At 70.9% G+C, this 25273-nt stretch carries 24 protein-coding genes; 13 read left to right on the forward strand and 11 right to left on the reverse strand.

Going from position 1 to position 25273, the window contains the following annotated elements; all coding sequences use genetic code 11:
* Window positions 1–11: 11 nt before the first annotated feature.
* The gene (locus tag AB0G15_RS06715) at window positions 12–830 is read right to left on the reverse strand and encodes a patatin-like phospholipase family protein (protein ID WP_362836090.1); all 819 of its coding nucleotides are present in this window, start codon (window positions 828–830) and stop codon (window positions 12–14) included.
* 59 nt (window positions 831–889) lie between these two features.
* Complete coding sequence (locus AB0G15_RS06720) at window positions 890–1288, reverse strand: PPOX class F420-dependent oxidoreductase (protein ID WP_362836092.1); 399 nt, start codon at window positions 1286–1288, stop codon at window positions 890–892.
* Window positions 1289–1370: 82 nt separating this feature from the next.
* Here AB0G15_RS06720 and soxR point away from each other — a divergent pair, with 82 nt between their 5' ends.
* The 4 genes from soxR to AB0G15_RS06740 all read left to right on the forward strand — a co-directional run bounded on the left by soxR (window position 1371) and on the right by AB0G15_RS06740 (window position 6482).
* Window positions 1371–1886, forward strand: a complete 516-nt coding sequence (gene soxR, locus AB0G15_RS06725; protein ID WP_362836094.1) for a redox-sensitive transcriptional activator SoxR — start codon at window positions 1371–1373, stop codon at window positions 1884–1886.
* A gap of 226 nt (window positions 1887–2112) precedes the next feature.
* Window positions 2113–5094: a cellulose binding domain-containing protein gene (locus AB0G15_RS06730; RefSeq protein WP_362836096.1), complete on the forward strand. Its 2982-nt coding sequence runs from the start codon at window positions 2113–2115 to the stop codon at window positions 5092–5094.
* Window positions 5095–5288: 194 nt separating this feature from the next.
* Window positions 5289–5852, forward strand: coding sequence for a TIGR02611 family protein (locus AB0G15_RS06735; RefSeq protein ID WP_362836098.1), 564 nt, complete (start codon window positions 5289–5291; stop codon window positions 5850–5852).
* 255 nt (window positions 5853–6107) lie between these two features.
* Window positions 6108–6482 (forward strand): hypothetical protein, encoded by a 375-nt coding sequence (locus AB0G15_RS06740; protein ID WP_362836100.1) that lies wholly within the window; start codon window positions 6108–6110, stop codon window positions 6480–6482.
* 223 nt (window positions 6483–6705) lie between these two features.
* Here the strand turns inward: AB0G15_RS06740 and AB0G15_RS06745 are convergent, their stop codons facing one another.
* Window positions 6706–7476, reverse strand: coding sequence for a TetR/AcrR family transcriptional regulator (locus tag AB0G15_RS06745; protein WP_362836103.1), 771 nt, complete (start codon window positions 7474–7476; stop codon window positions 6706–6708).
* Between the two features lie 148 nt (window positions 7477–7624).
* Between AB0G15_RS06745 and AB0G15_RS06750 the strand changes: the two genes are divergently transcribed.
* The 3 genes from AB0G15_RS06750 (at window position 7625) to AB0G15_RS06760 (ending at window position 10084) form a co-directional block, all read left to right on the forward strand.
* The gene (locus AB0G15_RS06750) at window positions 7625–8650 is read left to right on the forward strand and encodes an ATP-binding cassette domain-containing protein (protein ID WP_362836105.1); all 1026 of its coding nucleotides are present in this window, start codon (window positions 7625–7627) and stop codon (window positions 8648–8650) included.
* A gap of 220 nt (window positions 8651–8870) precedes the next feature.
* Entirely contained in the window at window positions 8871–9659 is a 789-nt protein-coding gene (locus tag AB0G15_RS06755; RefSeq protein WP_362836346.1) for an ABC transporter permease, read from the forward strand.
* A 152-nt stretch (window positions 9660–9811) separates the two neighbouring features.
* On the forward strand, window positions 9812–10084 hold the full coding sequence (locus AB0G15_RS06760; RefSeq protein ID WP_362836107.1) for a hypothetical protein: 273 nt from the start codon (window positions 9812–9814) through the stop codon (window positions 10082–10084).
* On the opposite strand, the gene AB0G15_RS06765 is transcribed toward AB0G15_RS06760, so the two are convergent.
* On the reverse strand, window positions 10038–11846 hold the full coding sequence (locus AB0G15_RS06765) for a phosphatidylglycerol lysyltransferase domain-containing protein (protein ID WP_362836109.1): 1809 nt from the start codon (window positions 11844–11846) through the stop codon (window positions 10038–10040). The genes AB0G15_RS06760 and AB0G15_RS06765 overlap by 47 nt on opposite strands.
* A gap of 280 nt (window positions 11847–12126) precedes the next feature.
* Here AB0G15_RS06765 and AB0G15_RS06770 point away from each other — a divergent pair, with 280 nt between their 5' ends.
* Window positions 12127–13104 (forward strand): hypothetical protein, encoded by a 978-nt coding sequence (locus tag AB0G15_RS06770; RefSeq protein WP_362836111.1) that lies wholly within the window; start codon window positions 12127–12129, stop codon window positions 13102–13104.
* Window positions 13105–13132: 28 nt separating this feature from the next.
* On the opposite strand, the gene AB0G15_RS06775 is transcribed toward AB0G15_RS06770, so the two are convergent.
* Complete coding sequence (locus AB0G15_RS06775; protein WP_329092552.1) at window positions 13133–13453, reverse strand: co-chaperone GroES; 321 nt, start codon at window positions 13451–13453, stop codon at window positions 13133–13135.
* Window positions 13454–13647: 194 nt separating this feature from the next.
* On the opposite strand from AB0G15_RS06775, the gene AB0G15_RS06780 reads away from it, so the two are divergent.
* Entirely contained in the window at window positions 13648–15327 is a 1680-nt protein-coding gene (locus tag AB0G15_RS06780; RefSeq protein ID WP_362836113.1) for a DUF885 domain-containing protein, read from the forward strand.
* 13 nt (window positions 15328–15340) lie between these two features.
* Here AB0G15_RS06780 and AB0G15_RS06785 read toward each other — a convergent pair whose 3' ends face one another.
* From AB0G15_RS06785 to AB0G15_RS06795, 3 genes are read right to left on the reverse strand one after another with little or no spacing between them, the layout of a single operon-like run.
* A complete protein-coding gene (locus AB0G15_RS06785) occupies window positions 15341–16135 on the reverse strand; it encodes an ABC transporter ATP-binding protein (protein ID WP_362836115.1) in 795 nt (264 codons plus the stop codon).
* Complete coding sequence (locus tag AB0G15_RS06790; RefSeq protein ID WP_362836117.1) at window positions 16132–17184, reverse strand: iron chelate uptake ABC transporter family permease subunit; 1053 nt, start codon at window positions 17182–17184, stop codon at window positions 16132–16134. Before AB0G15_RS06790 ends, AB0G15_RS06785 begins: the two co-directional genes overlap by 4 nt.
* The gene (locus AB0G15_RS06795; RefSeq protein ID WP_362836119.1) at window positions 17181–18266 is read right to left on the reverse strand and encodes an iron chelate uptake ABC transporter family permease subunit; all 1086 of its coding nucleotides are present in this window, start codon (window positions 18264–18266) and stop codon (window positions 17181–17183) included. Before AB0G15_RS06795 ends, AB0G15_RS06790 begins: the two co-directional genes overlap by 4 nt.
* An 86-nt stretch (window positions 18267–18352) precedes the next feature.
* On the opposite strand from AB0G15_RS06795, the gene AB0G15_RS06800 reads away from it, so the two are divergent.
* Entirely contained in the window at window positions 18353–19369 is a 1017-nt protein-coding gene (locus AB0G15_RS06800) for an ABC transporter substrate-binding protein (protein WP_362836121.1), read from the forward strand.
* Window positions 19370–19374: 5 nt separating this feature from the next.
* Here AB0G15_RS06800 and AB0G15_RS06805 read toward each other — a convergent pair whose 3' ends face one another.
* Both AB0G15_RS06805 and AB0G15_RS06810 read right to left on the reverse strand, forming a co-directional pair.
* Window positions 19375–21771: a helicase-associated domain-containing protein gene (locus AB0G15_RS06805; RefSeq protein WP_362836123.1), complete on the reverse strand. Its 2397-nt coding sequence runs from the start codon at window positions 21769–21771 to the stop codon at window positions 19375–19377.
* Window positions 21772–22179: 408 nt separating this feature from the next.
* On the reverse strand, window positions 22180–22611 hold the full coding sequence (locus AB0G15_RS06810; protein ID WP_362836125.1) for an ATP-binding protein: 432 nt from the start codon (window positions 22609–22611) through the stop codon (window positions 22180–22182).
* A 316-nt stretch (window positions 22612–22927) separates the two neighbouring features.
* Between AB0G15_RS06810 and AB0G15_RS06815 the strand changes: the two genes are divergently transcribed.
* The 3 genes from AB0G15_RS06815 (at window position 22928) to AB0G15_RS06825 (ending at window position 24406) form a co-directional block, all read left to right on the forward strand.
* On the forward strand, window positions 22928–23788 hold the full coding sequence (locus tag AB0G15_RS06815; protein ID WP_362677934.1) for a helix-turn-helix transcriptional regulator: 861 nt from the start codon (window positions 22928–22930) through the stop codon (window positions 23786–23788).
* Window positions 23789–24025, forward strand: coding sequence for a DUF397 domain-containing protein (locus AB0G15_RS06820; RefSeq protein WP_329092568.1), 237 nt, complete (start codon window positions 23789–23791; stop codon window positions 24023–24025).
* 177 nt (window positions 24026–24202) lie between these two features.
* Window positions 24203–24406, forward strand: a complete 204-nt coding sequence (locus AB0G15_RS06825; protein ID WP_350970701.1) for a hypothetical protein — start codon at window positions 24203–24205, stop codon at window positions 24404–24406.
* Window positions 24407–24563: 157 nt separating this feature from the next.
* Here AB0G15_RS06825 and AB0G15_RS06830 read toward each other — a convergent pair whose 3' ends face one another.
* Window positions 24564–25145: a histidine phosphatase family protein gene (locus AB0G15_RS06830; protein ID WP_362836127.1), complete on the reverse strand. Its 582-nt coding sequence runs from the start codon at window positions 25143–25145 to the stop codon at window positions 24564–24566.
* Window positions 25146–25273 lie beyond the last annotated feature (128 nt).

The raw sequence follows: 25273 nt of genomic DNA on the forward strand, positions 1-25273 counted from the left end.
TCACGCCGATCTCAGTCCTTCCAGACCCTGGCCACGCTCTCCTCGACGGCGGGCGCCTGGGCGAGACCGGCCTCGAAGGCGGGGCGCCACAGACCCGGGTCGAGGACGTTGGCGCCGAACACGGTGACCGACGCCTCGTCGGGGACGACGTGGGCGATCGCGGCGTCACCCAGTTCGGCGAGCTCGGCCTTGAGCCGCGCCTTCGGCGAGGTGTGCGCCAGCGGTTCCAGGAGGACCACGGCGGAACTGCCCGCCGCCAGATCGGCGTTCGTGGCCGAGCGGACCCCGCCGTCCATGTAGCGGCGCCCGCCGATCTCCACCGGCGGGAACACGCACGGGACCGCGCAGCTGGAGGCGACCGCCGACACCAGCGGCGCCCCCGAGTCGCGCTCCCAGACCACGAACTCGCCGGTCCCCGCGTCGACGGCGGTGATCAGCAGGCGGCGCTGCGGCCACTCCTTGACGGGCAGCCGGTTGCCGATCGTCTCGATCTTGGCGCCGGTGTTCACCGCGAGGGCCATCTCACCGACCCGGCGCCGGGCCTCCTGAGGCTCCAGGGACGGGTCGTAGAGCAGGCTGAAGGCGGTCATGACCGCCTCCATGTCGACGGCGGAGACGGTCGCGACCTCCGTGTCCGCCTGGACGCCGACCGAGCTCTCCAGGTCGGCCTCGGTGGCGACGAGCGTCCCGACCACCGACCCGGCGGAGGTGCCGACGATCAGGTCCGCCCCTCCCAGCTCTATGCCCGCCCGGCGCAGACCGGTGATGATCCCGGCCTCCCAGGCGATGCCCGCCACGCCCCCGCCACCCAGCACCAGTGCTCTCGTCATGCGCCATTCTTACCTGATCCGCCCGTCTCACAGGAGAAGCGCCCCCGGGGGACCGGGATTCAGACGTCGCGGCCCTTCATGCCCTCCTGGGCGGGGTCGACGCCCCAGGAGATGATCCGCCTGGGGTGGATGCGGATGATCTCCCGGCTGAAGTACGGGGAGGGCGGCTCGTGGTCCTCGACGGCCTCGGCCTCGCCGCGGATCTCCACGCCCCTGACCCGCCAGGGGTCGGTCGAGGCGACGTCGTCCACCACGAAGGCCACCTGCGGGTTCGTCCTGACGTTGTGGAACTTCCTGGTGGTGCCCATCGCGCGGCCGTAGATGTCGACGACACCGGTCTCGATGTCGACGCGGAACCCGGTCGGGCTGTTCTGCAGGGAGCCGCCGGGGCCCGTCGTGGCCAGACGGCCCAGGCGCTGCTCCGCGAGGTAGGCGAGTTCCGCCTTCGTGAATGTCATGCTCCCCCTCTTTCCGTCTCCGCGAATGTCATGCCCTCACTCTGCAACCTCAATATTGATTGAGGTCAAGTTAGACTGGCGCATGCCCAACAACCCGGAGATGACCGTCGGCCAGCTCTCCTCGCGCAGCGGGGTCGCGGTCTCCGCCCTCCACTTCTACGAGGCGAAGGGCCTGATCCGCAGCCGCCGCACCGCGGGCAACCAGCGTCGTTTCCCTCGCGACACGCTCCGCAGGATCGCCTTCATCAGGGTCTCCCAGCGGGTCGGGATCCCGCTCAAGACGATCCAGGAGGCGCTGTCCGCCCTTCCCGACGAGCGCACCCCCACCAGGGACGACTGGGCGAGACTCTCGACGATGTGGCAGTACGAGCTCGACGACCGCATCAAGCAGCTCGAACGGCTCCGGCACGGCCTGACCGACTGCATCGCCTGCGGCTGCCTCTCGCTGGACCGCTGCGCGCTGGCCAACCCCGGCGACGTGGCCGCCGCGCGGGGGCCCGGCTCGCGGTTGATGCTCCCCGCCCGGGAAAACGGCCCCCGGGAAAACGGTCCTCGGGAAAGCGGCGCTTCCTGCGGGGCGCGGCAGGCCGGGACGTAGGGCGCGGCAGGCCGGGGATCCGGGTCCTTGCGCTTCGGTGTCCGGGTGTTTCGCCGGGATTCGCGAAAGGTTTGTTAGTTGTCTATTCAAACTATTGACGGCCCGGGGCCCGGCATGTGAACCTCTGGGCGTTCATGCACGCACATCGTGGGCGGTCGAAGGTCAGGGTCCCGTCACCTGATCGTGCATGGCGGTTTGTCTGTTGCATTGCGAAGGGAAGCCGTACATGCGAAGAAGGCTGTTCAGCATGCTCGCCGCCGTGGCGGTGGCGTGCGCGTCGGTCGGCGTGGCCGCCGGGGGCGGGAGCGCCCAGGCGTCCGCGTCCGGTGCCGTGGCCGGGACGGGGACCGTGGCGACCGGGGCCGGTTCGGTGGCCGCCGCCGAACCGTACGAGTGGAAGAACGTCAGGATCGACGGCGGCGGGTTCGTGCCGGGGATCATTTTCAACCAGAAGGAACAGAACCTGATCTACGCCCGCACCGACATCGGCGGCGCGTATCGATGGGAGCAGTCGAGCAAGAGCTGGACCCCGCTGCTCGACTGGGTGGGCTGGGACAAGTGGGGATACAACGGCGTGGTCAGCCTGGCCACCGACCCGGTGGAGACCAACCGGGTCTACGTCGCCGCCGGGATGTATACCAACAGCTGGGACCCCAACAACGGGGCCATCCTGCGTTCCGCGGACAAGGGCGCGACCTGGCAGGCCACCCCGCTGCCTTTCAAGCTCGGCGGCAACATGCCCGGCCGGGGGATGGGCGAGCGGCTCGCCGTCGACCCCAACAGGAACAGCGTCGTCTACTTCGGCGCGCCCGAGGGCAACGGCCTGTGGCGCAGCACCGACAAGGGCGTGACCTGGGCCAAGGTCGCGAGCTTCCCCAACGCGGGAAACTACGCCGACAACCCCTCCGACCCCAACGGCTACACCAGCCACCGTCCGGGCGTGGTCTGGGTGACCTTCGACCCCGGCTCGGCGACCGCCGGCAACACCACGCAGAAGATCTACGTCGGCGTCGCCGACAAGCAGAACACCGTCTACAGCTCCTCCGACGGCGGGACCACCTGGAGCCGGGTCGCCGGGCAGCCCACCGGCTACATCGCGCACAAGGGTGTGCTCGACCACGTCAACCACACGCTCTACATCGCGACCAGCGACACCGCGGGCCCCTACGACGGCGCCAAGGGTGACGTGTGGAAGCTCGACACCGTCACCGGGGCCTGGACCCGGATCAGCCCGGTCCCCTCCAGCTCGGCCGACGACTACTTCGGCTACAGCGGCCTCACGATCGACCGGCAGAACCCCGGCACGATCATGGTCGCCACCCAGATCTCCTGGTGGCCGGACGTGATCTTCTTCAGGTCCACCGACTCCGGCGCGACCTGGACCCGCATCTGGGACTTCACCTCCTATCCGGAGCGCAGCTTCCGCTACACGATGGACATCTCCTCCTCGCCGTGGCTGACCTTCGGGACAAACCCCCAGCCGCCTGAGGTGACGCCCAAGCTCGGCTGGATGACGGAGTCGCTGGAGATCGACCCGTTCGACGGCAACCGGATGATGTACGGCACCGGCGCCACCATCTACGGCACCGAGGATCTCAAGAAGTGGGACACCGGCGGCAAGCTCACCATCAAGCCCATGGTCAAGGGGCTCGAGGAGACCGCCGTCCTCGACCTGATCAGCCCGCCGTCCGGCGCCCCGCTGGTCAGCGCCCTGGGCGACCTCGGCGGCTTCCGGCACACCGACCTCGACGCCGTGCCGCCCATGCTGTTCACCTCGCCGGTCTTCACCTCGACGACCAGCCTCGACTACGCCGAGACCAACCCGTCCGTCATGGTCAGGGCGGGCAACTTCACCGACGCCGACCGGCCGAACGACAGCCACGCCGCGTTCTCCACCGACGGCGGCGCCACCTGGTTCCAGGGCACCGAGCCCGGCGGGATCAACGAGGGCGGCACGATCGCCGCGGCGGCCGACGGCTCCCGGTTCGTCTGGGCGCCCAAGGGCGTGGGCGTGCACCACTCGGTCGGCTACGGCAACACCTGGACCGCCTCCACCGGACTGCCGACGGGAGCCGTGGTCGAGTCCGACCGGGTGAACTCCAACAGGTTCTACGGCTTCAGCGGCGGAAAGTTCTACGTCAGCACCAACGGCGGCGCCTCCTTCACGGCCACCGCCGCGACCGGGCTGCCCGCCGAGGGCAACGTTAAGTTCAAGGCCGTACCCGGCCGTGAGGGCGACATCTGGCTGGCCGGGCCCCCCAGCGACACCGGCGCCGCCTCGGGCCTGTGGCGCTCCACCAACGGCGGCGCTTCGTTCACCAAGCTGTCCGGCGTCACGAGCGCCGTCAACATCGGCTTCGGCAAGTCCGCCTCCGCCGGGGGCTACCAGGCCCTGTACACCGTCGCCACGATCGGCGGCGTGACAGGCGTCTTCCGTTCCGACGACACCGGCGCGAGCTGGGTGAGGATCAACGACGACGAGCACCAGTACGGCAACGCGGGCGAGGCGCTCACCGGTGACCCGCGCGTCTACGGCCGCGTCTACCTCGGCACCAACGGCCGCGGCATCGTGTACGCCGACAACGGCGGGACCGTCCCGCCCGTCGACACCGTGCCGCCGACCAGGCCCGGTACCCCGGTGGCCTCGGCGATCACCTCGTCGGGGGCGACGCTGACCTGGACGGCCTCGACGGACGTCGTCGGGGTGAGCGGCTACGACGTCTACCGCGAGGCGGGGGCGACGGATGTCAAGGTCGGTTCGCCCACCTCGGCGTCGTTCGCGCTGACCGGGCTGACCGCCGACACCTCCTACACCTTCTACGTGATCGCCCGGGACGCGGCGGGCAACAGCTCCACCGCCTCGGTCCCGGTGACCTTCAAGACCCTCACCGGACCCGTCACCGGCGGTTGCACCGCGACCTACCGGGTGGCCAACTCCTGGCCGACCGGCTTCCAGGGTGAGGTGACGGTGCGGAACACCGGAACCTCGGCGATCACCGGCTGGACGGTCAAGTGGTCGTTCCCGAACGGCCAGACGATCAGCCAGCTCTGGAGCGGCGCCCGCACCCAGACCGGTGCCGACGTCACCGTGCGGAACGTGAACTGGAACGGCAACCTGGCCGCCAGTGCCTCCACGGTGTTCGGCTTCAACGCCTCCTGGGCCGGCACCAACGCCGTTCCGTCCGCCGTCACCTGCACGGCTTCCTGACGGCGACCGGACACCCCGGCCCGCACGGCCCCGCCACGCCCCGAACGGGCGCGGCGGGGCCGTCGCGATGATCTCGCTGTCTCTCCACCCGAGGGACCCCCTGCTCTCCCCCTTGAGGATGATCTGAGTACGTCAACGGGTCCGGTCCCCCCAGCAGAGCCTATTGTGGAAGAAACGACTGTCCTGGGGAGAACATGACCATCTCAGATGGGGTGCGCGAGCCTCACGGCTCAGCCGGGCGGCTGTCTGAGACCGGCACCACCGGCGTGCGAGGCGAGGACGGCACCACCGGCGTGCGAGGCGAGACGGGCGGCCGAGGTGACGGCGGGATCGAGACGGGCGACGCCGACGCGCTGAAAGGCGTGGCGGCCGGGCGGTCCGGCATCCACGGCCGGCTCGACGGGATCAGGTCCACCCGTGCGGGCCGCCTCACCCTGAAGATCGTCATCGGTGCCATCGGCGCCGTGCTGGTCATCGGCGGTCTGATCATGGTGCCCTTCCCCGGTCCCGGCTGGCTCGTCGTCTTCGCGGGACTGGCGGTGCTGGCCACCGAGTTCCACTGGGCCCACCGGCTGCTGGAGTTCGGCAAGCGGACCCTGTCGGCCTGGACGGCCTGGCTGGGCCGCCGGGGCTGGACGGTCAAGATTTTGGTCGTCCTCGCCGCCGCGGTGACCGCCACCGCCATCGTCTACTACGGCCTCAAGCTCAGCTTCGACTTCGACCTGGTCGTCGAGGCACAGAAACTCCTCACCCGGTAGGCCGGTTACGGTCCCGACGGCTTCGCCGCGTACCTGATCCAGGGTGATTTTCGGGGTGATTGCCCATCGGCGATGGCGATGGCGATACTTCGGCCGCTGATGTCGCCGTGTGTCCGGGAGGGAAACCGGCGCTCCCCGGAGTTTTACCCAGCTCCGCCCACCTCGTTATCTTTCCCGGATGTGACTCTCCGTAGTGTCTCCACGTCCGATCCGCAGGGACGGATCGGCAGAGACGAATAAGGAGAGTGACGTTCTATGCGCGCCCTGTCCTCGATGTTGGTCCTGGCGGCCGCCGGAGCCGTCGCACTGACCGGCACCCCCGCCCACGCCGACGACGTCAACCTGGCCGCGAGGGTCCAGCCCGGCGAGGAGGTGTTCCTCACGCCCGAGCTCGTTCCCGCGGCCCAGTACAACGGAAACGTGCTGGTCAAGCTCGACACCAACAGCGTGCCCGTCAAGGTCAAGATCGCTAACTGCCGCGGCAAGTACATCGGGACGGTCCCGATCGCCGCCAACGACCACGCCGCCTACGTCGCCGCCAGCACCTCCCCGCCCGCCCCGTGCATCCGTTACCGGGTGAAGAACATGGGCAACCAGACCGCCGCCATCACGGGCACCGGTTACTACTAAACCGGCCCGCCGGGGTGTGCGGGACGGGAACGGCTACCGAGGGCGTTCCCGTCCCGCGCACCCCGGTTTTCCTGTTTCCGGGGGAGTGGCGTCTTCCAGGGGAGCGGCGTCTTCCGGGGAGAGCGGTGTTCGTTCTCCGGGGGAGCGGTGTCCGTGCCCGCCTCGTCCGTCGCCGGGCGCGCCGCCCCCGCGCCGCGTCGCACCCTCCGGCGGTTCTTCGGTGTCACGAGCGATTCCGGCTCGCGATCAGGCCGGCGATCCCGTCCAGGATGCGTTCCAGGCCGAAGGTGAGGGCGTGGACGGGGTCGGCGACGGACTGGTGGGCCTCTCCGGCCGCCCGGCCCACGCGGGAGGCGAGGGGGAACCGGGAGGAGTCCATGATCTTTTCGAGGATCGGGGCGTTGGACAGCCACCACTCGACGTCGGTGATCCCGCTCTCCTCCTGGACGCGGGCCTGGTTGGCCTTGGCCCTGGCGGTGCTCTCCACGTGACTGAGCACCAGGGCCAGCACGGAGTCCATCTCGACGTCCGACAGGCCGGTGCCCTCCAGCGGGCGCAGCTCGGCCTCGTACTTGAGTGACGCGTTCGGCCCCAGCGTGGAGCGGACGTCGATGATCTGCAGCAACCACGGGTTGCGCCGGTAGAGGTCCCAGTTGCGGGCGGCGACGAACTCCAGCCCGCCCCGCCACCCGCCCGGCTGCCGGGAGGGGGCGTCCACGTCGTCGTAGAGCTCCCCGTACGCGGTGTCGATCATGAGGTCCACCAGCTCGCCCTTGCCGGGGACGTGGGTGTAGAGGGACATGGTCCCGACCCCCAGCCGCTCGGCGACGTGCCGCATGGAGACCGCGTCGAGCCCCTCGTCGTTGGCCAGTTCGATGGCCGCCAGGACGATCGAGCGCACCGTCAGCCCCGAGCGTCCCGGCTTGCTGTGTGATCCCCACAGGAGCGCCAGGCTGCGTGCCGGATCGGCGTCGGAAGATTTCTTCGCACTCACGGGAACAGTCTCCAGATTCTCGGCGTTGGGACCACCGTAGCTGAGCCGTACGATGTACGGTACGGTCTACGCTTTGCTGGCGCGTCGATGTCGGGCGAATCGTCCGTCATGGCGCCGGGCGGGAAGACGGGTGCGAAGGGTGAAACGGATGGATGAGAAGGCGGCGGGGCAGGACGCGGTGGCGATCGCCGCGCACGGCCTGCGCAAGAACTACGCCGGTGCCGTCGAGGGGACGGGTCTCAACGGGTTCGACCTGCGGGTGGCGGCCGGAACGGTCTGCGGCCTGCTCGGGCCCAACGGCGCGGGCAAGACGACGGCGATCCGGATCCTGTCCACTCTCCTGCGCCCCGACTCGGGCCGGGCGAGCGTCGCCGGATTCGACGTCCGGACACAGGCGCGGCAGGTACGCGAGCGGATCGGGCTGGTCGGCCAGTACGCCGCGGTCGACGAGATCCTCAGCGGGCGGCAGAACCTGGTGATGTTCGGCAGGCTGAACCACTTCTCCGCCGCCGGGGCGCGCAGGCGGGCCGACGAGCTGCTGGAGCGCTTCTCGCTGGCCGACACCGGGGGCAGGCCGGTCGGCAAGTACTCCGGCGGCATGCGCAGGCGGCTCGACCTGGCGGCGAGCCTCATCGTGGCGCCCCCGGTGCTCTTCGTGGACGAGCCCACGACCGGCCTCGACCCGGCCGCCCGCCAGGAGGTGTGGGCGGCCGTCCGTGACCTGGTCGGCTCCGGCACGACCGTGCTGCTCACCACCCAGTACCTGGAGGAGGCGGATCGGCTGGCCGACCGGATCGCCATGCTGGGGGCGGGCCGGGTCGTCACCGAGGGCACCCCCGAGGAGCTGAAGTCCGCCATCGGCGGCGACTGGCTCGACCTCGTCCTCGCCGGCCAGGCGGACGTGGCCGCGACGGAGGCGCTCGCGGCGCGGGTCGCGTCCGGAGAGGTCCACGTGGACGCCGGGGCGCGCCGGGTCAGCGTCCCGGTCGCCGAGCGCACCCGGGCGCTCGTCGCGATGGTCACCGCCCTCGGTGACGCCGGGATCGAACCGCTCGACGTCACGCTGCGCCGCCCCACGCTCGACGAGGTGTTCCTGCACCTGACGGGCGGCGGGGAGGGGGCCCGGCGGCTCCCGGCCGACGTCCCGGCCGCCCGCGCGGAGGCGTCCGCTTGAGCGTCGCCCTCTCCCGCGTGAGCACGACGACCTCGATCCCCGGTACGGAGGCATTCCCGTGAGCACGACGACCTCGACCCCCGGTACGGAGGCATCCCGGTGAGCACGACGACCTCGACCCCCGGTACGGAGGCATCCCGGTGAGCACGACGACCTCGACCCCCGGTACGGAGGCATTCCCGTGAGCACGACGACCTCGACCCCGCCCGCCGGATCCCCGATGTCCCGGTTCGGCTGGGCGCTGGCCGACTCCTGGACCATCACCCTGCGGGACCTGAACCACTGGGTCCGCCGGCCGGGCCCGGTCATCCTCGGATGGTTCTTCCCGATCATGATGGTGCTGATGTTCGGGGGGCTGTTCGGCGGCGCCATCGGCGTCCCCGGCGGGGACTACTTCGACTTCCTGATCCCCGGCATGTTCGCCATGACGATGCTCTTCGGCCTGGAGAGCACGATGATGGCGGTCACCACCGACGCGGCCAAGGGGGTGACCGACCGGTTCCGGTCGATGCCGATGAGCGCCTCCGCGGTCGTCATGGGCCGGGGGATCGCCGACATGCTCAACTCGGTCGTCGGGCTGGCCGTGATGATCGGGACCGGGCTGCTGCTCGGATGGCGCGCCGGGGGAGGATCGTCCGCGGCGCTGACCGCCGTGGGCCTGCTCCTGCTGCTGCGCTTCGCCCTGATCTGGGTGGGCATCTTCATCGGCCTCGTCGCGGGAGGGCCGGAGGCGGTGACGTCCGTGCAGATCCTGGTCTGGCCCGTCGGCTTCCTGTCGAGCGTGTTCGTCGATCCCGGCACCATGCCCGGCTGGCTCGGCGCGATCGCGGAGTGGAACCCGCTCTCGGCCACCGCCACGGCCGCCAGGCGGCTCTTCGACAACCCCGGCTGGGGTGGTGAGTCCTGGGTCGCGCAGAACGCCACGCTCATGGCCGTGGTCTGGCCGCTGCTGCTGATCGCCGTCTTCCTGCCCCTGTCGACGCGTACGTTCCGCAGGCTCGGTGGCTGACGGGCGCCCTCGCCGGCGGCTTACCTCGGCGGGTGTGTTCCCGCCGGATCACGGGGTTCACACGTTCGCCGGCGCGGGAGGACGCCCGGTGTTTTACATCGTGGTGACGGGATCCGAGGTGGACCGTAACCGACGGTGGCGAGCCTGGACGCATGAGTGAGACGGAACGGGAACGATCCGCCTCGGGGTGGACGCTCAACAGGGAACTGCTCAACGTCGGCGCGATCATCGTCGCCGCTGGTATGGCCCATCTCGTCATGGGCCTGATAGGACACGAGAAGTACGGGCCGTTCATGCTTCTGCTGCTCGGCGGGGTGCTCGTCGTGACGGCGCTCGGCCACCGGTTCTACGAACACCGGCGGTACCGCGGCCCCATGATCATGGAATGCGTGAGGTGCGGGAGTACGCCGGGAGGAGGCTCCTGACGCGGCGCGAGACGGTCCCGGGAAGACGGAGGGAGATGAAGGCCTCCGCCTGGAGCGCCGACATGCCGATTCGCGGAAGGTCCCGCGCCGCGGGATAGACCAGGAAGCGGGGTTTCCACAGCGGCTGGAACTTCGCGTTGAACCTGTACAGCGACTCGATCTGGAACCACCTGGACAGGAAGACCAGGACGCCGTACCAGAGGCGGAGGATCGGGCCGGCGCCCAGCCGCTCGCCCCTGGCGAGCGCGGCGCGGAACATGGCGAAATTGAGCGAGACCGTGCTCACGCCGAGGGCCGGGGCCGCCTGCAGGGCCTTGACGATCAGCAGGTCGTTGAGGCCCGGGTCGGCCGCGTGGTCGCGGCGCATCAGGTCGAGGGACATGCCGTCCGTTCCCCAGGGGACGAAGTGCAGGACGGCGCGGATGTCCTCGCCCGGCCCGGGCCCGCCGCCCACGGCGTCCTCGCCTTCGCCGCTCCGGCCGTCCGAGGCGACCCCGGCGTGACCGTGCGCCGTGACGACGACGCATCCGGCGTCGGCGGGGTCGCCGAAACGGCCGAGCGCCATGGAGAAGCCCCGCTCGGTGTCCGTGCCGCGCCAGGAGTCGGCTGCGTGCCGGATCCGGTCCTTCTCCGCCTCGGTGAGGTCTCCGACCCGCCGTACGAGACAGGTGTAGCCCGCGCGCTCCACCCGGTTCACCATCTGCCGGACGTTGCGCATGGTCCTGCCCTCGAGGGTGAAGGCGGCGACGTCGATGACGGCCTCGTCGCCGATCTCCAGGGCGGACAGGCGGCCCTCCCTGGTCCACACCTCGCCGCCCGTCTCGCTGCAGCCGATCACGGCGGGCACCCAGGCGTGCCGCTCCGCCTCCTCCATGAACCGCCTGATCGCGCCCGGCCACGCCTCGACGTCCCCTATGGGGTCGCCGCTGGCGAGCATGACCCCCGAGACCACGCGGTAGGCGATCACCGCTTTGCCCGTCGGGGAGAACACGACGCTCTTGTCGCGGCGCAGCGCGAAGTAGCCGAGCGAGTCACGGGCGCCGTGCCGGGCGAGCAGCTCGCGGACCGCCTCCTCCTGCTCGGGGTCCAGTTCGGCGACGGGCCGTTCCGGACGCAGGACGAGGTAGAGGGTCGTCACCGCGGTGAGCGTGCCGAGACCGAGGAGGGAGTAGTAGACCAGGTCGGCGGTTCGCTCCAAGGAGTAGCTGACCGGGCCCTCCATCCCGACGAGGCCGAGCAGCACGTGCTGGAGCCGTTCTCCGGCACCGGGGTCGCCGACGATCATCAGGGGGTGGGCGTTGACCACGGCCCAGCCGATGACGATGTCCAGGACGCCCAGGACGAGGAGGTTCCACAGCGCCCGCCAGCGGGTCCGGGGATCGGAGAGGGCGTCGAACTCGCGCCGGTTGATCACGAGCAGGACGAGGACCAGCGTGCTGAGGATGGCGGTGAAGGGGCGGTGCGAGTGCAGGAGCTCCACCAGGACGCTCAGCGGCAGGAGCACCACCACCGCCCGCCAGGCCCGTTTCTTCCTGCGCCGCAGACCGTGGGCGAGCATGACGGTCAGGACGCCCAGGACGAGCGAGACCGCCTGGGCGAGCGAGGTGAACGTCCCGGGCAGGAACCCGGCGATCTCGCCTACCCGGCTCCTCCTGAACGCGGGCAGCACGGCCCTGACGATGTCCAGGATGCCGATCGCCATCGCCGCGTAACCGGCCGCGGTGGACACCCGGGAACGGGGTGCCCATGACCGATCCCTCATGGGAGGACATTAATCGGTGATAGAGGCCGTAACGTGGCCACACGGCTCACCGAGGCTCAATCCACCCCGTCCGGTGCCGGTGACTTTGCCTTGCGAGCCGCGGACCCTCCGCGAGAACGGCGGGGTACGGGACGGAGCCCGCCGCCGTGAAATCGCCGTTCGTTTTCGGTCTGCCCGCCGCACCGCCCGTCCCTTCACCACGGCCGGTCTCTCTCACACCTGTTCTAACCGATTCGTTCTAGATCAGGATCTTGAGGGCTTTCCGGCTTAGGATTCCGCCGTGCCCGTGACTCCTGGGATCCATCGGTTGTTCGGTTGCCTCGCCGTCCTGGCCCTGGTGATCGTGCCGGTTCCGGCCGCCGCACACGCCGCCGGGCCGGCAATCGTCGAATCCGCCGCCGCGCCCGTCGACATCGTGCTGCCCGGTACCCGGGTCACCGTCCGGGAGGACTCCAAGGACGCGCTCAGGGTGACCTCTTACTCCTTCGGCAAGATGACCTACCTGCGCAGGGGGGCCGGGTTCACCCGGCAGAACGCCTACCAGGAGATCACGGTCGCGCCGAAGGGGAAGAAGGCCCTCGCGGTGCCCACCTCCTACCAGAGCGGCTACGACTCGGTCGTCCTGCTCGACCTGGCGACCTCCAAGGGCACCAGGATCCGTACGGTGAGGAAGCCGCTCGTCGCGCACTACGCCCACTGGAACCGCAACGGCGGCAAGGCGGTGCTGACCGTCGAGAGGAAGAGCGGATCCGCGTGGGTGACCTCCGGGTTCGTGGTCGTCGACGCGGTCGCGAAGACCGCCAGGACGGTGACCGTGGCCAACGTCGACAAGGCCGCGAGGTTCCGGTGGAGCTCCGACGGCGTCGACGTCGTGGCCGAGCACTCGGGAGGCACCCGCTTCTACGGGCAGGACGGCGCGATCCGCCGCACCCTGGCCAAGACCGGCAGGCCCGCCGGTGGGGAGGACGCCTTCACCCCCTCGGGGCGGGGCCTGATGACCTGGTGCCCGTCCAGCCACACCGAGCACGTCTGCGTCTGGGACCGCACCTCGGGCAAGCTCGCGGCCAAGGTGCCCGGCATCAAGCCGAAGGCCCTGTGGGGCTGGTGGGACGAGAAGCACTTCATCGCGGTCATCCCGGCCTCCGGCCACTACCAGGTGGTCCTGTCCACCCTCAAGGGCAAGACCACCCGGGTCCTGGCCGCCTTCTCGGCCGCCGACTGGTCCGGCAAGCTCTATCTCGGCTACACCCGGAAATGACCCGCGCGGTCCGCGGACCTGACGGACCTCACAGATACAGGCCGGTGCCGTTGTCGGTCTGCGGGGTGGCGATGGCGTGCAGGTCGCGCTCGCGCATGACCAGGTAGAGCTGGCCGTGGACCTCGACCTCGTACTGCTCCTCGGGGTTGAACAGGACCTTGTCGCCGACCTTGACCGCGCGGGCGTTCTGGCCCGCGCCGCAGACCTCACCCCAGACGAGGCGGTTGGCCATCTTCACCGTCGCAGGGATGACGATGCCGGCCGTGCTGCGCCGTTCCTCGGACTCCTGCTCGATCTTGACCATGACACGGTCGTGGAGCATCTGGATCTCGAACTTCGGGTCACCCACAGCATGAAGTTTATGGGAACCGCGGAGCCGAGCCCGCTCGTCCGCGGACTCGGGTATGTCCGGGGGTACCGAGCGGGTCGCCGCGGGGGGTGTGCGGCGGGACCCGGGGGTGTCCTGGCGGGCCCGGGCACCGGGAGATCGGCGGGCGGAAACATCGGCGATGGGGATTCGCCCGCCGAGTAGGATCCGGCGTCATGACGTCTCCCGAGCTCGTAAGCGGCTTCCTCGACTGGTATCTGGCGGAGAATCCCGCCTACGCCAACCTCGCGGGCGCACAGGGGTACGACAGAACCCTCGGTGACTTCACCGAGTCCGGCATCCTCGCCAGGGAGCGGGAGGCGCGCCGCTGGCTGGAGCGGCTCCAGGGGGTCCGGGCGCCCGGGAGGCCCGGGAGCGCCGAGGGTCCCGGGGGCGCCGGGAGAGCCGGTCCCGCCGGGGGTTCCGAGGAGTCCGAGGGCTTCGAGGACGAGATCGACCGGGAGCTGGTCATGTCCACGCTGCGCGGCGGGCTCGCGTACGAGGCGTGGCCCGTCTGGCGGCGTGACCCGGCCGCCTACGTGGGGCCGATCTTCTCCTCGATGTTCGGGCCGTTCCTGCAGCGGCTGTCCACCGAGGACGAGCTGGTGGACGCGGCCGTCGCGCGGCTGGCCGAGGTGCCGGACGTCATCGCCGCCTGCCGGGCCAACCTCGATCCCGCCCTGGCGGCCCCGCTGCTGGTCGCGCGAGGGCTGGGCCAGTCACGGACCGCCCGGCGCTTCCTCACCGAGACGGTCCCCGGCCAGGTCGCCGACGAGGCCCTGCGCGCCAGGCTGGCCGCGGCGGCCGAGCCCGCGGCGGCGGCCTTCGACGAGCTGGTGGGATTCCTCGAGGGGTTCCGGGCGACCGGCACCTGGCGGATGGGGGAGGAGCTCTACTCCACCCTGCTGCGCGAGAGGGAGATGCTCGGCTACGGCGCCGACGAGCTGCTCAAGCGAGGGCAGGCCGCCTACGACGAGCTGGACGCGCGGATGCGCGAGGTCGCCGCCAGGCTGGACGGCGGCTCAGGCGACTGGCACGCGGCCGTCACCGAGCTCCAGGACGACCACGCGCCGACGCTGGAGGACATGCGCGCCGAGTACGAGGCCGAGACGGAACGGGCCAGGAGGTTCGTCCGCGAGCGCGGCCTGGTGACCTTCGCGGAGGGGGAGGAGTGCAGGGTCGTCCCGTCGCCGGAGTTCCAGCGGCCCATCGTCGCCGTCGCCTCCTACATGTCGCCCCCGCCCCTGTCGACCTCCAGGATCGGGCACTTCTTCGTCCCGTTCACCCCGTCCTCGTTCACCGGGGAGCAGGTCCGTCAGCGGCTGCGTACCAACGCCAGGGCGCAGATGCCCTCCATCGCCGTCCACGAGGCCTACCCCGGCCACCACTGGCACCTGTCGTGGATGGCGGACAACCCCCGGCCCGCCCGCAAGCTGTTCCGCACCCCGTACCTCACCGAGGGCTGGGGCCTGTACGTCGAGAAGCTCATGCACGAGCAGGGCTACTTCACCACCCCGGCCCAGGAGCTCGCCCACCTCGACTTCCGGCTCTTCCGGGCGGCCCGCATCGTCGTCGACACCTCGCTGCACTGCGGCGACATGACGATCGAGCAGGCCGAGGAGTACATGACCACGAAATCGTCGCTCACCCCCGGCACGGCCAGGGGCGAGGTCGACCGCTACTGCGCGTGGCCCACCCAGGCGCCCTCCTACCTGACCGGCGCTCTGGAGATCGACCGCATCCGCGACGACTACCTGGCCGCGGGCCGGGGCGACCTGCGGGCCTTCCACGACACGCTGGCCGGCTCCGGCGGGCTCCCCCTGGGACTGGCCCGCCGGGTCGCGCTGGAGGGCTGAGCCGCGGCCGCGCCTACGTGTGGACGGGGGTGCGGCGGCGGGTCTCGGGGACGATCAGCGGGGTGCCGCTCTGCGGGTCCTCGATGATCTCGCAGCGCAGCTCGAAGACCTCCTCCACCAGCGTGGCCGTGATGATCGAGGCGGGATCGCCCTCGGCGACGATCCGGCCGTCGCGCATCACGATCAGGTGGGTGGCGTAGCGGCAGGCCTGGTTCAGGTCGTGCAGCACGGCGACCAGGGTCCTGCCCTGCTCGTGCAGGTCGGCGCAGAGGTCGAGCACCTCGATCTGGTGGGCGATGTCCAGGAAGGTCGTCGGCTCGTCGAGCAGCAGGATCGGGGTCTCCTGGGCCAGCGCCATGGCCAGCCAGACACGCTGGCGCTGGCCGCCGGAGAGCTCGTCCACGCAGCGGTCCGCCAGACCGGTCACGTCGGTCGACCTCATGGCCGCCGCCACCGCGACCTCGTCCTCGCGGGACCACTGCCGCATCAGCCGCTGGTGCGGGTAGCGGCCCCGGCCCACCAGGTCGGCGACCGTGATGCCGTCGGGCACGATCGAGCTCTGCGGCAGCAGGCCCAGCCTGCGCGCCACCTCCTTGGACGGCAGCGAAGTGATCACGGCGTCGTCCAGGTGGACGGCCCCCGTGCGGGGTTTGAGCATGCGGGCCAGGGCGCGCAGCATGGTGGACTTGCCGCACGCGTTGGGGCCGATGATCACGGTGAACGATCCGTCGGGGATCGTGACGTTCAGGTCGCTCGCCACCACGCGCTTGTCGTAGGAGAGCGTGAGTCCGGTGCCGTAGAGTCTCAACGTCGTTCCCTTCGCAGTAGAAACACCAGGTATATGCCACCGATCGCGGCGGTCATGATTCCCACCGGCAACTGCACCGGCGCGAAGACACGCTGGGCGGCCAGGTCGGCGCCCACCAGCAGGGTGGCGCCCGTCAGCGCCGAGGTGACCAGGGTGACTCCGGGGGAGCGGGCGATCCGGCGGGCCAGCTGGGGCGCGGCCATCGCCACGAAGATCACGGGTCCGGCGGCGGCGGTGGCGACTCCGCACAGCAGCACGCCGACGACGATGGCCATCGCGCGCACCGGCTCGACGCGGATGCCCGCGGCCTTGGCCGCGTCGTCGCCCATCTCCATCATCCGCAGCGGGCGCGACAGCCAGGCGCAGAGGGGCAGGAGCAGGACCAGCGCGTACGCGACCGGGACCGCGTGCTCCCAGCCGCGCCCGCTGAGGCTGCCGGTGATCCACGCCCCGGCGGTGGCGGCGTCGTTGATGTTGGCGCGGGTCAGCATGTACCAGTCGGCGGAGACCAGCAGCGCGCTGATCCCGATGCCGACCAGGATCAGCCGGTAGCCCTGCACCCCGCGCCGGAAGGCCAGGGCGTACACCACCAGCGCGGAGACGACGCATCCGGCGAGCGAGGCTCCGGCGATCTGCCAGGCGGTGCCGCCCAGCACGACGGCGGCGATGCCCCCGGTGGAGGCTCCGGCGGTGAAGCCGATGAAGTCGGGGCTGCCGAGCGGGTTGCGGGTCAGGCTCTGGAAGACGGCCCCGCTCAGCCCGAACGCGGCGCCGACCAGCAGGCCGGTCACGACACGCGGCGCTCGCAGGCGGCCCACGATGAGTTCGGCGGCAGGAGGCCCCTGGCCGAACAGCGCGGCCACGATGTCGGGGATGGGAACGGTGAACTCGCCGACGGACAGCGCGACCAGGCTGACGAGCACTCCCAGGGCGGTGACGGCGGTCCCGGCGGCGAGGCCGCGCGGAGAGAGCCGCAGCGACCAGGAACCCAGCCGCAGCGCGGTGGGAAGGGCCTTCGAGGCGGTCGCCGGTGACGGGATGGTTCTCATAGGGCGGCGAGCCTCCGGCGGCGGGCGAGCAGGATGAACACCGGGGCGCCGACGACGGCGCACATGATGCCCACCTGCACCTCGGCTGGGGCGGCGACCACCCGGCCGAGGATGTCCGAGCCGAGCAGCACCACGGGGGCGAGCACGACGGTGTAAGGCAGGACCCAGCGCTGGTCGGGCCCCGTGAGGGCACGCACCGCGTGCGGCACGGCCAGCCCCACGAACCACAGGGGCCCGGCGGCGGCGGTGGCGGCCCCGCACAACAGGGTGACGGCGATCGCGGTCAGCCCGCGCGTGCGGGCCACGCTCACGCCGAGCGCGCGCCCCGCCTCGTCGCCGAGCGCGAGGGCGTTGAGAGGCTTGGCGAGCAGCAGCCCGAGCACCAGCCCGGTCGCGAGGAACGGGGCGAGCCGTACCGCGACGTCGGCGCTGATCCCGGCGAGCGAGCCGGTGAGCCAGAACCGCATCCGATCGAAGGTCGTGCTGTCGGTCCGCAGGATCGCCGAGGCGGCGGCGTTGAAGACCATGCCCAGCGCGACGCCGGCGAGCGTGAGCCGTACCGGCCCGCCGCCCGACCGGCCGGCGGAGCCGAGCGCGTAGGCCAGCGCGGCGGCGGCGGCCGCACCGGCGAACGCGAACCAGACGTAGAGGGCGGGGTCGCCCACCCCGAGCAGCCCGATCGCGACCGTCACACCGAACATGGCGCCCTGGTTGACGCCCAGCAGCCCGGGGTCGGCGAGCGGGTTGCGGGTGAGGCTCTGCATCAGCGCGCCGGCCAGTCCGAGCGCCGCGCCCACACCGATGCCGATCAAGGTCCTCGGTACGCGCAGGTCCCTGATGACCGTGTGGTCCGCGGACCCGTCGGGGGCGAGCAGCGCGTCCAGCGCCGTGGACAGCGGGACCGAGCGGGAGCCCACCGCGACGCTGACCATCGCCAGCAGCACCAGCGCCACCAGCCCGGCCAGCAGCCCTGTCGCCAGCACCGCCGAGCGCCGTCTCGTCCCCCCCGCTCGCTCCGGACGCGTCACGTCCGGTTCCGCGGCCGTGCCGGACGCGGCCGTGGCCACAGCGGCCCTGCTCACCGGGTACCCCTCTTCGTCGGTAATGATTAGGTAAGGCTAATCTAACGCACGAGTCATTTAGGTAAGCCTAGCCTTTGGAGTCGGAAATGTCCCTACCTGTCCTGCCGCGGCGGGGATTCATGGCCACGGGCCTCGGTCTCGTGTTCGTCCTGGCCGCGTGCGGCAGCGGTGCGGAGACGGCCGCGGCGCCGGTCGGCTCCCCGGCCGCCGCCCCCGCGGCGGGTCCGTGGACTTTCACCGACGACCGTGGAAAGAAGATCGAGGTGCCCAAGCGCCCGGCCCGGGTCGTCGCCCAGGTCGGCGCCGCCGCGGCGCTCTGGGACTTCGGGGTCCGCCCCGTCGCGGTCTTCGGGCCGCACAGGCTCAAGGACGGCACGAAGGACCCCCAGGTCGGCGACGTCGACATCACCAAGGTCGAGTCCATCGGCAACGTGTGGGACGAGTTCAACGTCGAGAAGTACATCTCGCTCCAGCCGGACCTGCTGATCAGCGGTATGTACGCCAAGGACGCCCTCTGGTACGTGCCGCAGAAGTCCGCCTCCACCATCGAGCAGGTCGCGCCCACCCTCGGCGTCAGCCTGACCGGGGCGTCGGTGCCCAAGCTCATCGAGAGGTACGGGCAGGTCGCGGCCGCCCTCGGCGCCGATCTCGACGCCCCCGGGGTGACCGGGGCCAAGGCCAGGTTCGAGGCCGCCTCCGCCGCGCTCGCCACCCCCGAGGCCAAGGGCCTGAAGGTGCTGGTCATGGCGGGCGGGCCGGAGGCGATGTGGGTGGCCAACCCCGACGACCACGCGGACGTGCGCTACTTCAAGGAGCTCGGCCTGGACCCGGTGGTGCCGGAGAAGGTCGACGACGGCGGCTTCTGGCAGACCCTGAGCTGGGAGAACGCCGACACCTACGAGGCGGACGTGATCCTGGTGGACGCGCGCACCCAGTCGATGCAACCCGAGGAGATGAAGAAGAAGCCGACCTTCGCCGCGCTGCCCGCGGTCAAGGCGGGGCAGGTCTACCAGTGGCACGCCGAGGAGCGCTACAGCTACCAGGGCTACGCCGACGTGCTGGAGCGACTCCACACCGATCTCGCCAAGGCCAAGAAGCTCTGACCGGGTCAGGCGTAGGTGCCGCGGACCTCGACGATGTCGGCCAGCGGGAACTCCAGGTAGTCGCCCGCCTCCTCGCACCACGCGTCGAGCACGCCGCTGCGCAGCTCGCCGTGGCTGATGGTGGCGGTCAGGCCGTCGGTCAGCGTGATCGCCGCCCGTACGCCGCGGTCGACGACGAAGCCGAGCAGCGACTGCTGGGCGGTCGGCAGGCGGGAGGCCATCCGGCCGATGACCGCCCACGTCCTGCCGACGGACTGGGAGGCCTCGCCCTCGGCGACGAGCAGGCGCTGGGCGTGCTCGTGCGGGTCGGGAGGCGGTTCCACCAGCGGGTACGAAGGCTGCTCGAACTCGGCCACCCGGCCCCCGGGAAGCAGGATCAGCCGCCCGTTCTGCGGCTCCTCGACGCGGGCCCTGCGGATGGTGATCTCACCGGTGTCCTCGATCGGCACCGGCGCGTAGCCGTTCTCCCGCAGCGCCGCCAGGGTCTTGTCGGCGGGCACCGAGCTGGCCAGCACGGTCGGGGCGAGCAGCCGCAGGCCCAGCCTGCCCAGCCGCCGGTGCCCGGCGATCTCGGCGAGCAGTGCCGGGTCGGAGGCCTGCACGATGCAGGCGACCGTGGTCACCGTGACCTCGCCGTGCCGCCTGGCCACGTCGTGTATCAGGTAGTCGAGGGGCTGCGGCACCGTGCCCACCTCCGCGAGGTCGGCCAGCAGGCCCTCGGCGGTGTAGCCGGAGTCCATGGCCCGGCGCACGCTGGCCGGGGTGAACCGCCACACCGAGGCCGCGCCCCGTGACTCGCGTTCCGCGGCCCGGTCGAGCAGCTCGGCGAGCTCCCCGGCGGGCGGGCCGGTCACCACGGCGGTGAGGTCGGCACCGAAGAGCGCGCTCCGCCGCACGCTGGCCAGCGCCCTGGTGGAGCACTCGACCAGCACGGGGTCGTTCTCCACGATGGGCGACGAGTCGTCGATCTCGTCGCCGGGGAAGGCGTCCAGCCCGGCCATCGCCCGGCCGAGGTCGGTGATCGTGTCGAGGGCGACAAGCCCGAGCACGCGGGCCTCCTCCAGCACGGCGGGGGCGCACTCGGCCAGCAGCGACTGGTCCAGCAGCGGGGCGTGCCAGTGCGCGGACCTGACCAGCCCCGCCCGGTCGGTGCACGCCGTGCTGGCGGGCAGCCGGGCCAGCACGCCGAGCAGCGCCCGCCGGGCGCGGGCGACCATGGCTCCGGCCGGGTCGTCGCCGAGCACCGTGCCGTACTTGCCGTCGACCTTCCGCAGCGACGAGCGCTCCATCCGCCACCACGCCGACAGCAGCACCCTGAGCCTGGCGGCGGCGTCGTCCAGCCGCCAGCGGTCGAACTTCTCGGTGGGCACCAGCCCGCCGGCGGACTCGTCCCAGGCCAGCAGGCGGGCCACCGCGCAGACCTCGAGCAGCAGCCGGGTCTCGTCCTCGTCGCAGCCGGTGTCCTTGGCCACCCGCCGGACCTCGCGCACCCCGACCCCGCCCGCCTTGAGCAGCGGCAGCGGGAACTTCGCGGTGTTCTCCAGCATGGCGGCGCAGCGCTCCACCACGTGCGGGGCGGCCAGCGTCATCAGGTGGTCGACGGCCTCGGGGTCGACGGGGATGGTGGCGAGGTCGGGCGGGGCGGGGGTGAAGGGCGGGTGGTAGTCGGGGCCGCGCAGCGCGAGCGCCACCTCGCGGGGCATCTCGGCCACGTTCCAGCTGGGGCGGAAGAGCAGCCCGTGGTCGGCCGCCCACTTCTCGGGGGCGCCGGGCACCACGAACCTGCCGCCGTCCACGTCGCGGACCGGGCCGTCCCAGGCGAACTCGTCCAGCAGCCGCCTCGCGCCCTCAGGTGCCCTCTCCAGCAGCGCGGTCACCCGCGCCGGGTCGGAGAGGATCTCGGTGACCCTGGTGACCGTGCGCCGCTTGGGGCCGTGCGGCAGGCCGAGCGTCCTGGCCAGCCCGCGCAGCGCGTCGGCGCTGACCGTCCAGGAGTTCAGATAGTGGGGGAGCGGCTCACCGAGACCGCAGGGCGCCGCCCACCACCGGGCGACCCCCTCCGCCACCCGGATGCGGCCCTCGCCGTCCGGCCACGCCAGCGCGTGGTCGAACAGCAGGTCGAGCCAGGGCGACACCTCGGCCTCGGGCACGCCCATGAACCGGGCGACCGTCTCCGGCCCGGCCTGCTCGCCGAGGGCGAGTGACGCCTGCGCCACCTCCAGCGAGGGCAGCGGCAGCCCGCGCATGACCTCCATCACCGCGAACCCGTTGCCCAGCCGCTGCGCCAGGGTGTCCAGGCGGCGCGGCCACGGTGGGGCGATGGCGTCCAGCCGGTTGGCCAGAACTCGGGCGAGCCGTTCTTCGTCGAGGGTTTTCAACCAGCCGAGCAGGTGATCGTCCATCTCGCAGCTCTCTCAGGAATCTCGCGCGGGGACTCTCCGTGAGCCATAAACATCCACGGTAATGCAGAGGGCATCTCTGACGGCATCTACCGCGCAGAATGCGATGCGTTATAGAGCTCTCCGTCCGGTTCTGATCGGTCCCGGGGCCGCGAGGCGGGAGGGGTGGCGGCCCCGGGACCGATCGGCGCCTCTGAAAGGGGAAGGGGCGGCGCCGTCCGGAAGGGGTTCGGTGGAGGTCCTGGAAAGGCGGGGAAGGTCGTCGGGCCCGGAGAGGACCCTGGGGCCGGGGGGCACGGGCGGACCGGAGGGCGTTCCGCGGGCCGGCCGGGGGAAGGGGGCCGGTTCGGCGGATCGCCCGGAGGGACTGCGGGCGGTGAGGGAACCACGGGCGGGAACTGCGGGCGGCTGCTACGGGCGGTCGAGGGGGCCGGGCTCCTCGGGGAGGCCCGTTCTGAGGACGGCCCACACGATCTTGCCGTACGGGGCCAGCGGTGCCCAGCCCCAGCGGAGGCTCAGCGACTCGACGATGTGCAGCCCGAGACCGCCGATGTCGAGGGGAGAGGGATCGCGGAGCGCGGGGAAGCCGGCTCCCGGGTCGTTGAGCGTGCAGGCGACCAGCCCGCCGCGCCGGAGCAGGGAGAGACGGATCGGCTCCCTGGCCCGTGACTCGGCCAGTCTCAGGCCGTGTCTGAAGGCGTTGGTCGCGAGCTCCGAGACCACCAGCTCCATGTTCTCGCTCAGTTCACCGAGGCTCCATCCGGTGAGGGTGCCCGTCGCGAAGCTGCGGGCGGAGTGGACGGACTCGGCGTGGGGCGGGAGCACGAAGGTGGCGCTGGCCATGGCTGCCGGGGATCCGGAAAGGAGATCGCGCGCGGAATCGGGCCACCAGCCGGCGGGGGGCCACCAGTCGAGCGCCGTCCATGACGTTGACGCTCGGGGGGGCGCGGTTTGGGCGGACTGCACAGCCGCCATCATGCTGCAAACTCCCGTGCAGGTGCAAGAGCGAATGCACGTGCATAAGGTGTGTGCAACCGCTACCGTTACCCATGATTGGGTGATTACGGACGAAAGGGGATCTTGGTCGTGGCCGAGGATTCTTAGGTCACGAAGTGACAGACTGTCGATCAGGAAAGCGAGCGAGGAGCACCACGTGTCCATGGATCCGCCCGGTACCGGTTCCACTGTTCGGCGAATCATGCTCGGAGCGAGCCTGCGCCGGCTGCGTGAGGAGAAGGGACTCGCCCGTGAGGCCGCGGGATTTCACATCCGCGCCTCCGAGTCCAAGATCAGCCGCATGGAACTCGGCCGCGTCGGCTTCAAGACACGTGACGTGGAAGACCTGCTCACCCTGTACGGCGTGCTCGACGACGCAGAACGGCGCGGCCTGCTGGAGATGGTCCGCGAGGCGAACACCCCGGGCTGGTGGCACAAGTACGGCGACCTGTTGCCGCACTGGTTCACCACCTACGTGGGGCTGGAGGAGGCGACGAACATGATCCGCACCTACGAGGTGCAGTTCATTCCCGGCCTGCTGCAGACGTCCGCCTACGCGCACACCGTGATCCGGTTGGGCTACCCGGACGTGCCGGAGGCGGAGATCGAGCGTCGTGTGCATATGCGCATGCAGCGGCAGGATCGCCTGACGAAGAAAGACGGCCCCCGGTTGTGGGCGGTTATCGACGAGGCGGCCCTGAGGCGTCCCATCGGAGGCAAGGAGATCATGCGTGAACAACTCCAGCACCTGCTGGAGGTGTCCTCGCTTCCCAACATCACCCTTCAGGTGATGCCCTTTCGATTCGGCATGCACGCGGCCGAGGGTGGTGCGTTCAGCATCTTGCGGTTTCCCGAGTCCGACCTGTCGGACGTCGTCTATGTCGAGCAGCTCTGGGGTGCCCTCTACCTGGATAAACGTGAGGATATCGATCCATATCTCACGGCCATGGAGCAGTTGTGCGTGGAAAGCACCACGCCCGGGGGCACCGCCGAGATCCTCGGCGACCTTCTCAGAGAGATGTAAATGAAGCAGACCTACAACGGCATGCCCGCCACTGACCTTGCCGGGGCCAGCTGGCGCAAGAGCCGCCACAGCAACTCGACGGGTAACTGCGTCGAACTGGCCGAGCTGTCGGACGGCAGCATCGCGGTCCGTAATTCGCGTTTCCCCGAGGGGCCTGCCCTGATCTACACGCGGGATGAGATTCGCGCCCTGGTACTCGGGGTGAAGGATGGGGAGTTCGACGGTTTAACGGTGTAACACCGTTTTTACATCAGGGCCGCCAGGTTAACCGTGGCGCGCCTGTGACGTAACCGGGGGAGTGGATCGGCACGGAAGAGTTTGAGATCACAGTGATTGGGGGCTCAAACCGTGCTCGACCAGATGACCTTGTATCCGGTTGCCGACGACGTGTTGTTCGCACCAGGCGGGCGCGTCGTGATCCGCACTTACGGCGTCGCCTCGGCGGCGACCGGGGAGGGTACGCCCACTCCGGTGTCCTACCGCACATGGGTCACCGGAGTGCGCGACCAGCCGCGTTACTGGCGTTGGGGTCACTTCGAGGACGCCTGCCACGGGCATCGCAAGGTCCTCGAATGGCTGACGGGCAGGGGTCCCCAGCCCGTCGAGCTCGCCGCCTGAACGAGATCTCCCTGAACGAGATCTCCTCGCCGGCCGGCGTGATCGCGCCCGGCCGGGACGCGAGGGCCGGGAGGTTTCCCGCGGGCCCGGGGCGCGGGGCTCTCCTCGCGGCGCCCTCCCCGCCCCCGGCCGTTCTCCGGCCCCGGCCCTTGCGGGGTCAGACAGGGGCGTTCCAGGCGAGGACCACCGGCTCGCCGTGCTCGAAGCCGAGCCGGGAGTAGGTCCCCGTGTCCAGGCGGAACAGACGCCCGTCCCGCGGGGGCAGTCCGAGCCAGCGGGCGCACAGCACCCGCAGGTAGTGCCCGTGGGCGACCACGACCACGTCCCCCTCCACCGCCCTGGCGCGGGCGATCACCCGGTCGGCGCGGGCGCCGACCTGCTCCGCGCTCTCGCCGGGATGGCCGGAGTCACCGGGGACGACGCCGTCGCGCCACAGGTACCAGCCGGGACGGCTCTCGCGGATCGTGGCGGTGGTGACGCCCTCGTAGCCGCCGTAGTCCCATTCCCACAGGTCGGGCTCGATCTCGGGGGCGCCGATCCCGGCCAGCTCGGCGGTGTCCCTCGCGCGCCTGGCCGGGCTCACCAGGGCCAGGTCGAACGTCCGGCCCGCGATCAGCGGGGCCAGCGCCCGCGCCTGGTCCTCGCCCTTGGCGGTCAGCGGCAGGTCGGTGAGCCCGGTGTGCCGGCCGTCCCGGCTCCACTCGGTCTCGCCGTGCCGCAGCAGAGTCATCTGGTTCATCGAATAACTCCCGTGGATATTCCGGCCTTCAGGCCGGGGAGGAAACGGGAGCGGGAAAGCGCCCTGGCGCCCTGGCGTGCCTGGACCCTGATGACCCGTTCCAACCGCAGCCTAACTGATCTTGCAGT

This window comes from Streptosporangium sp. NPDC023825 (genome assembly GCF_040639575.1).
Classification (GTDB): Bacteria; Actinomycetota; Actinomycetes; order Streptosporangiales; family Streptosporangiaceae; genus Streptosporangium.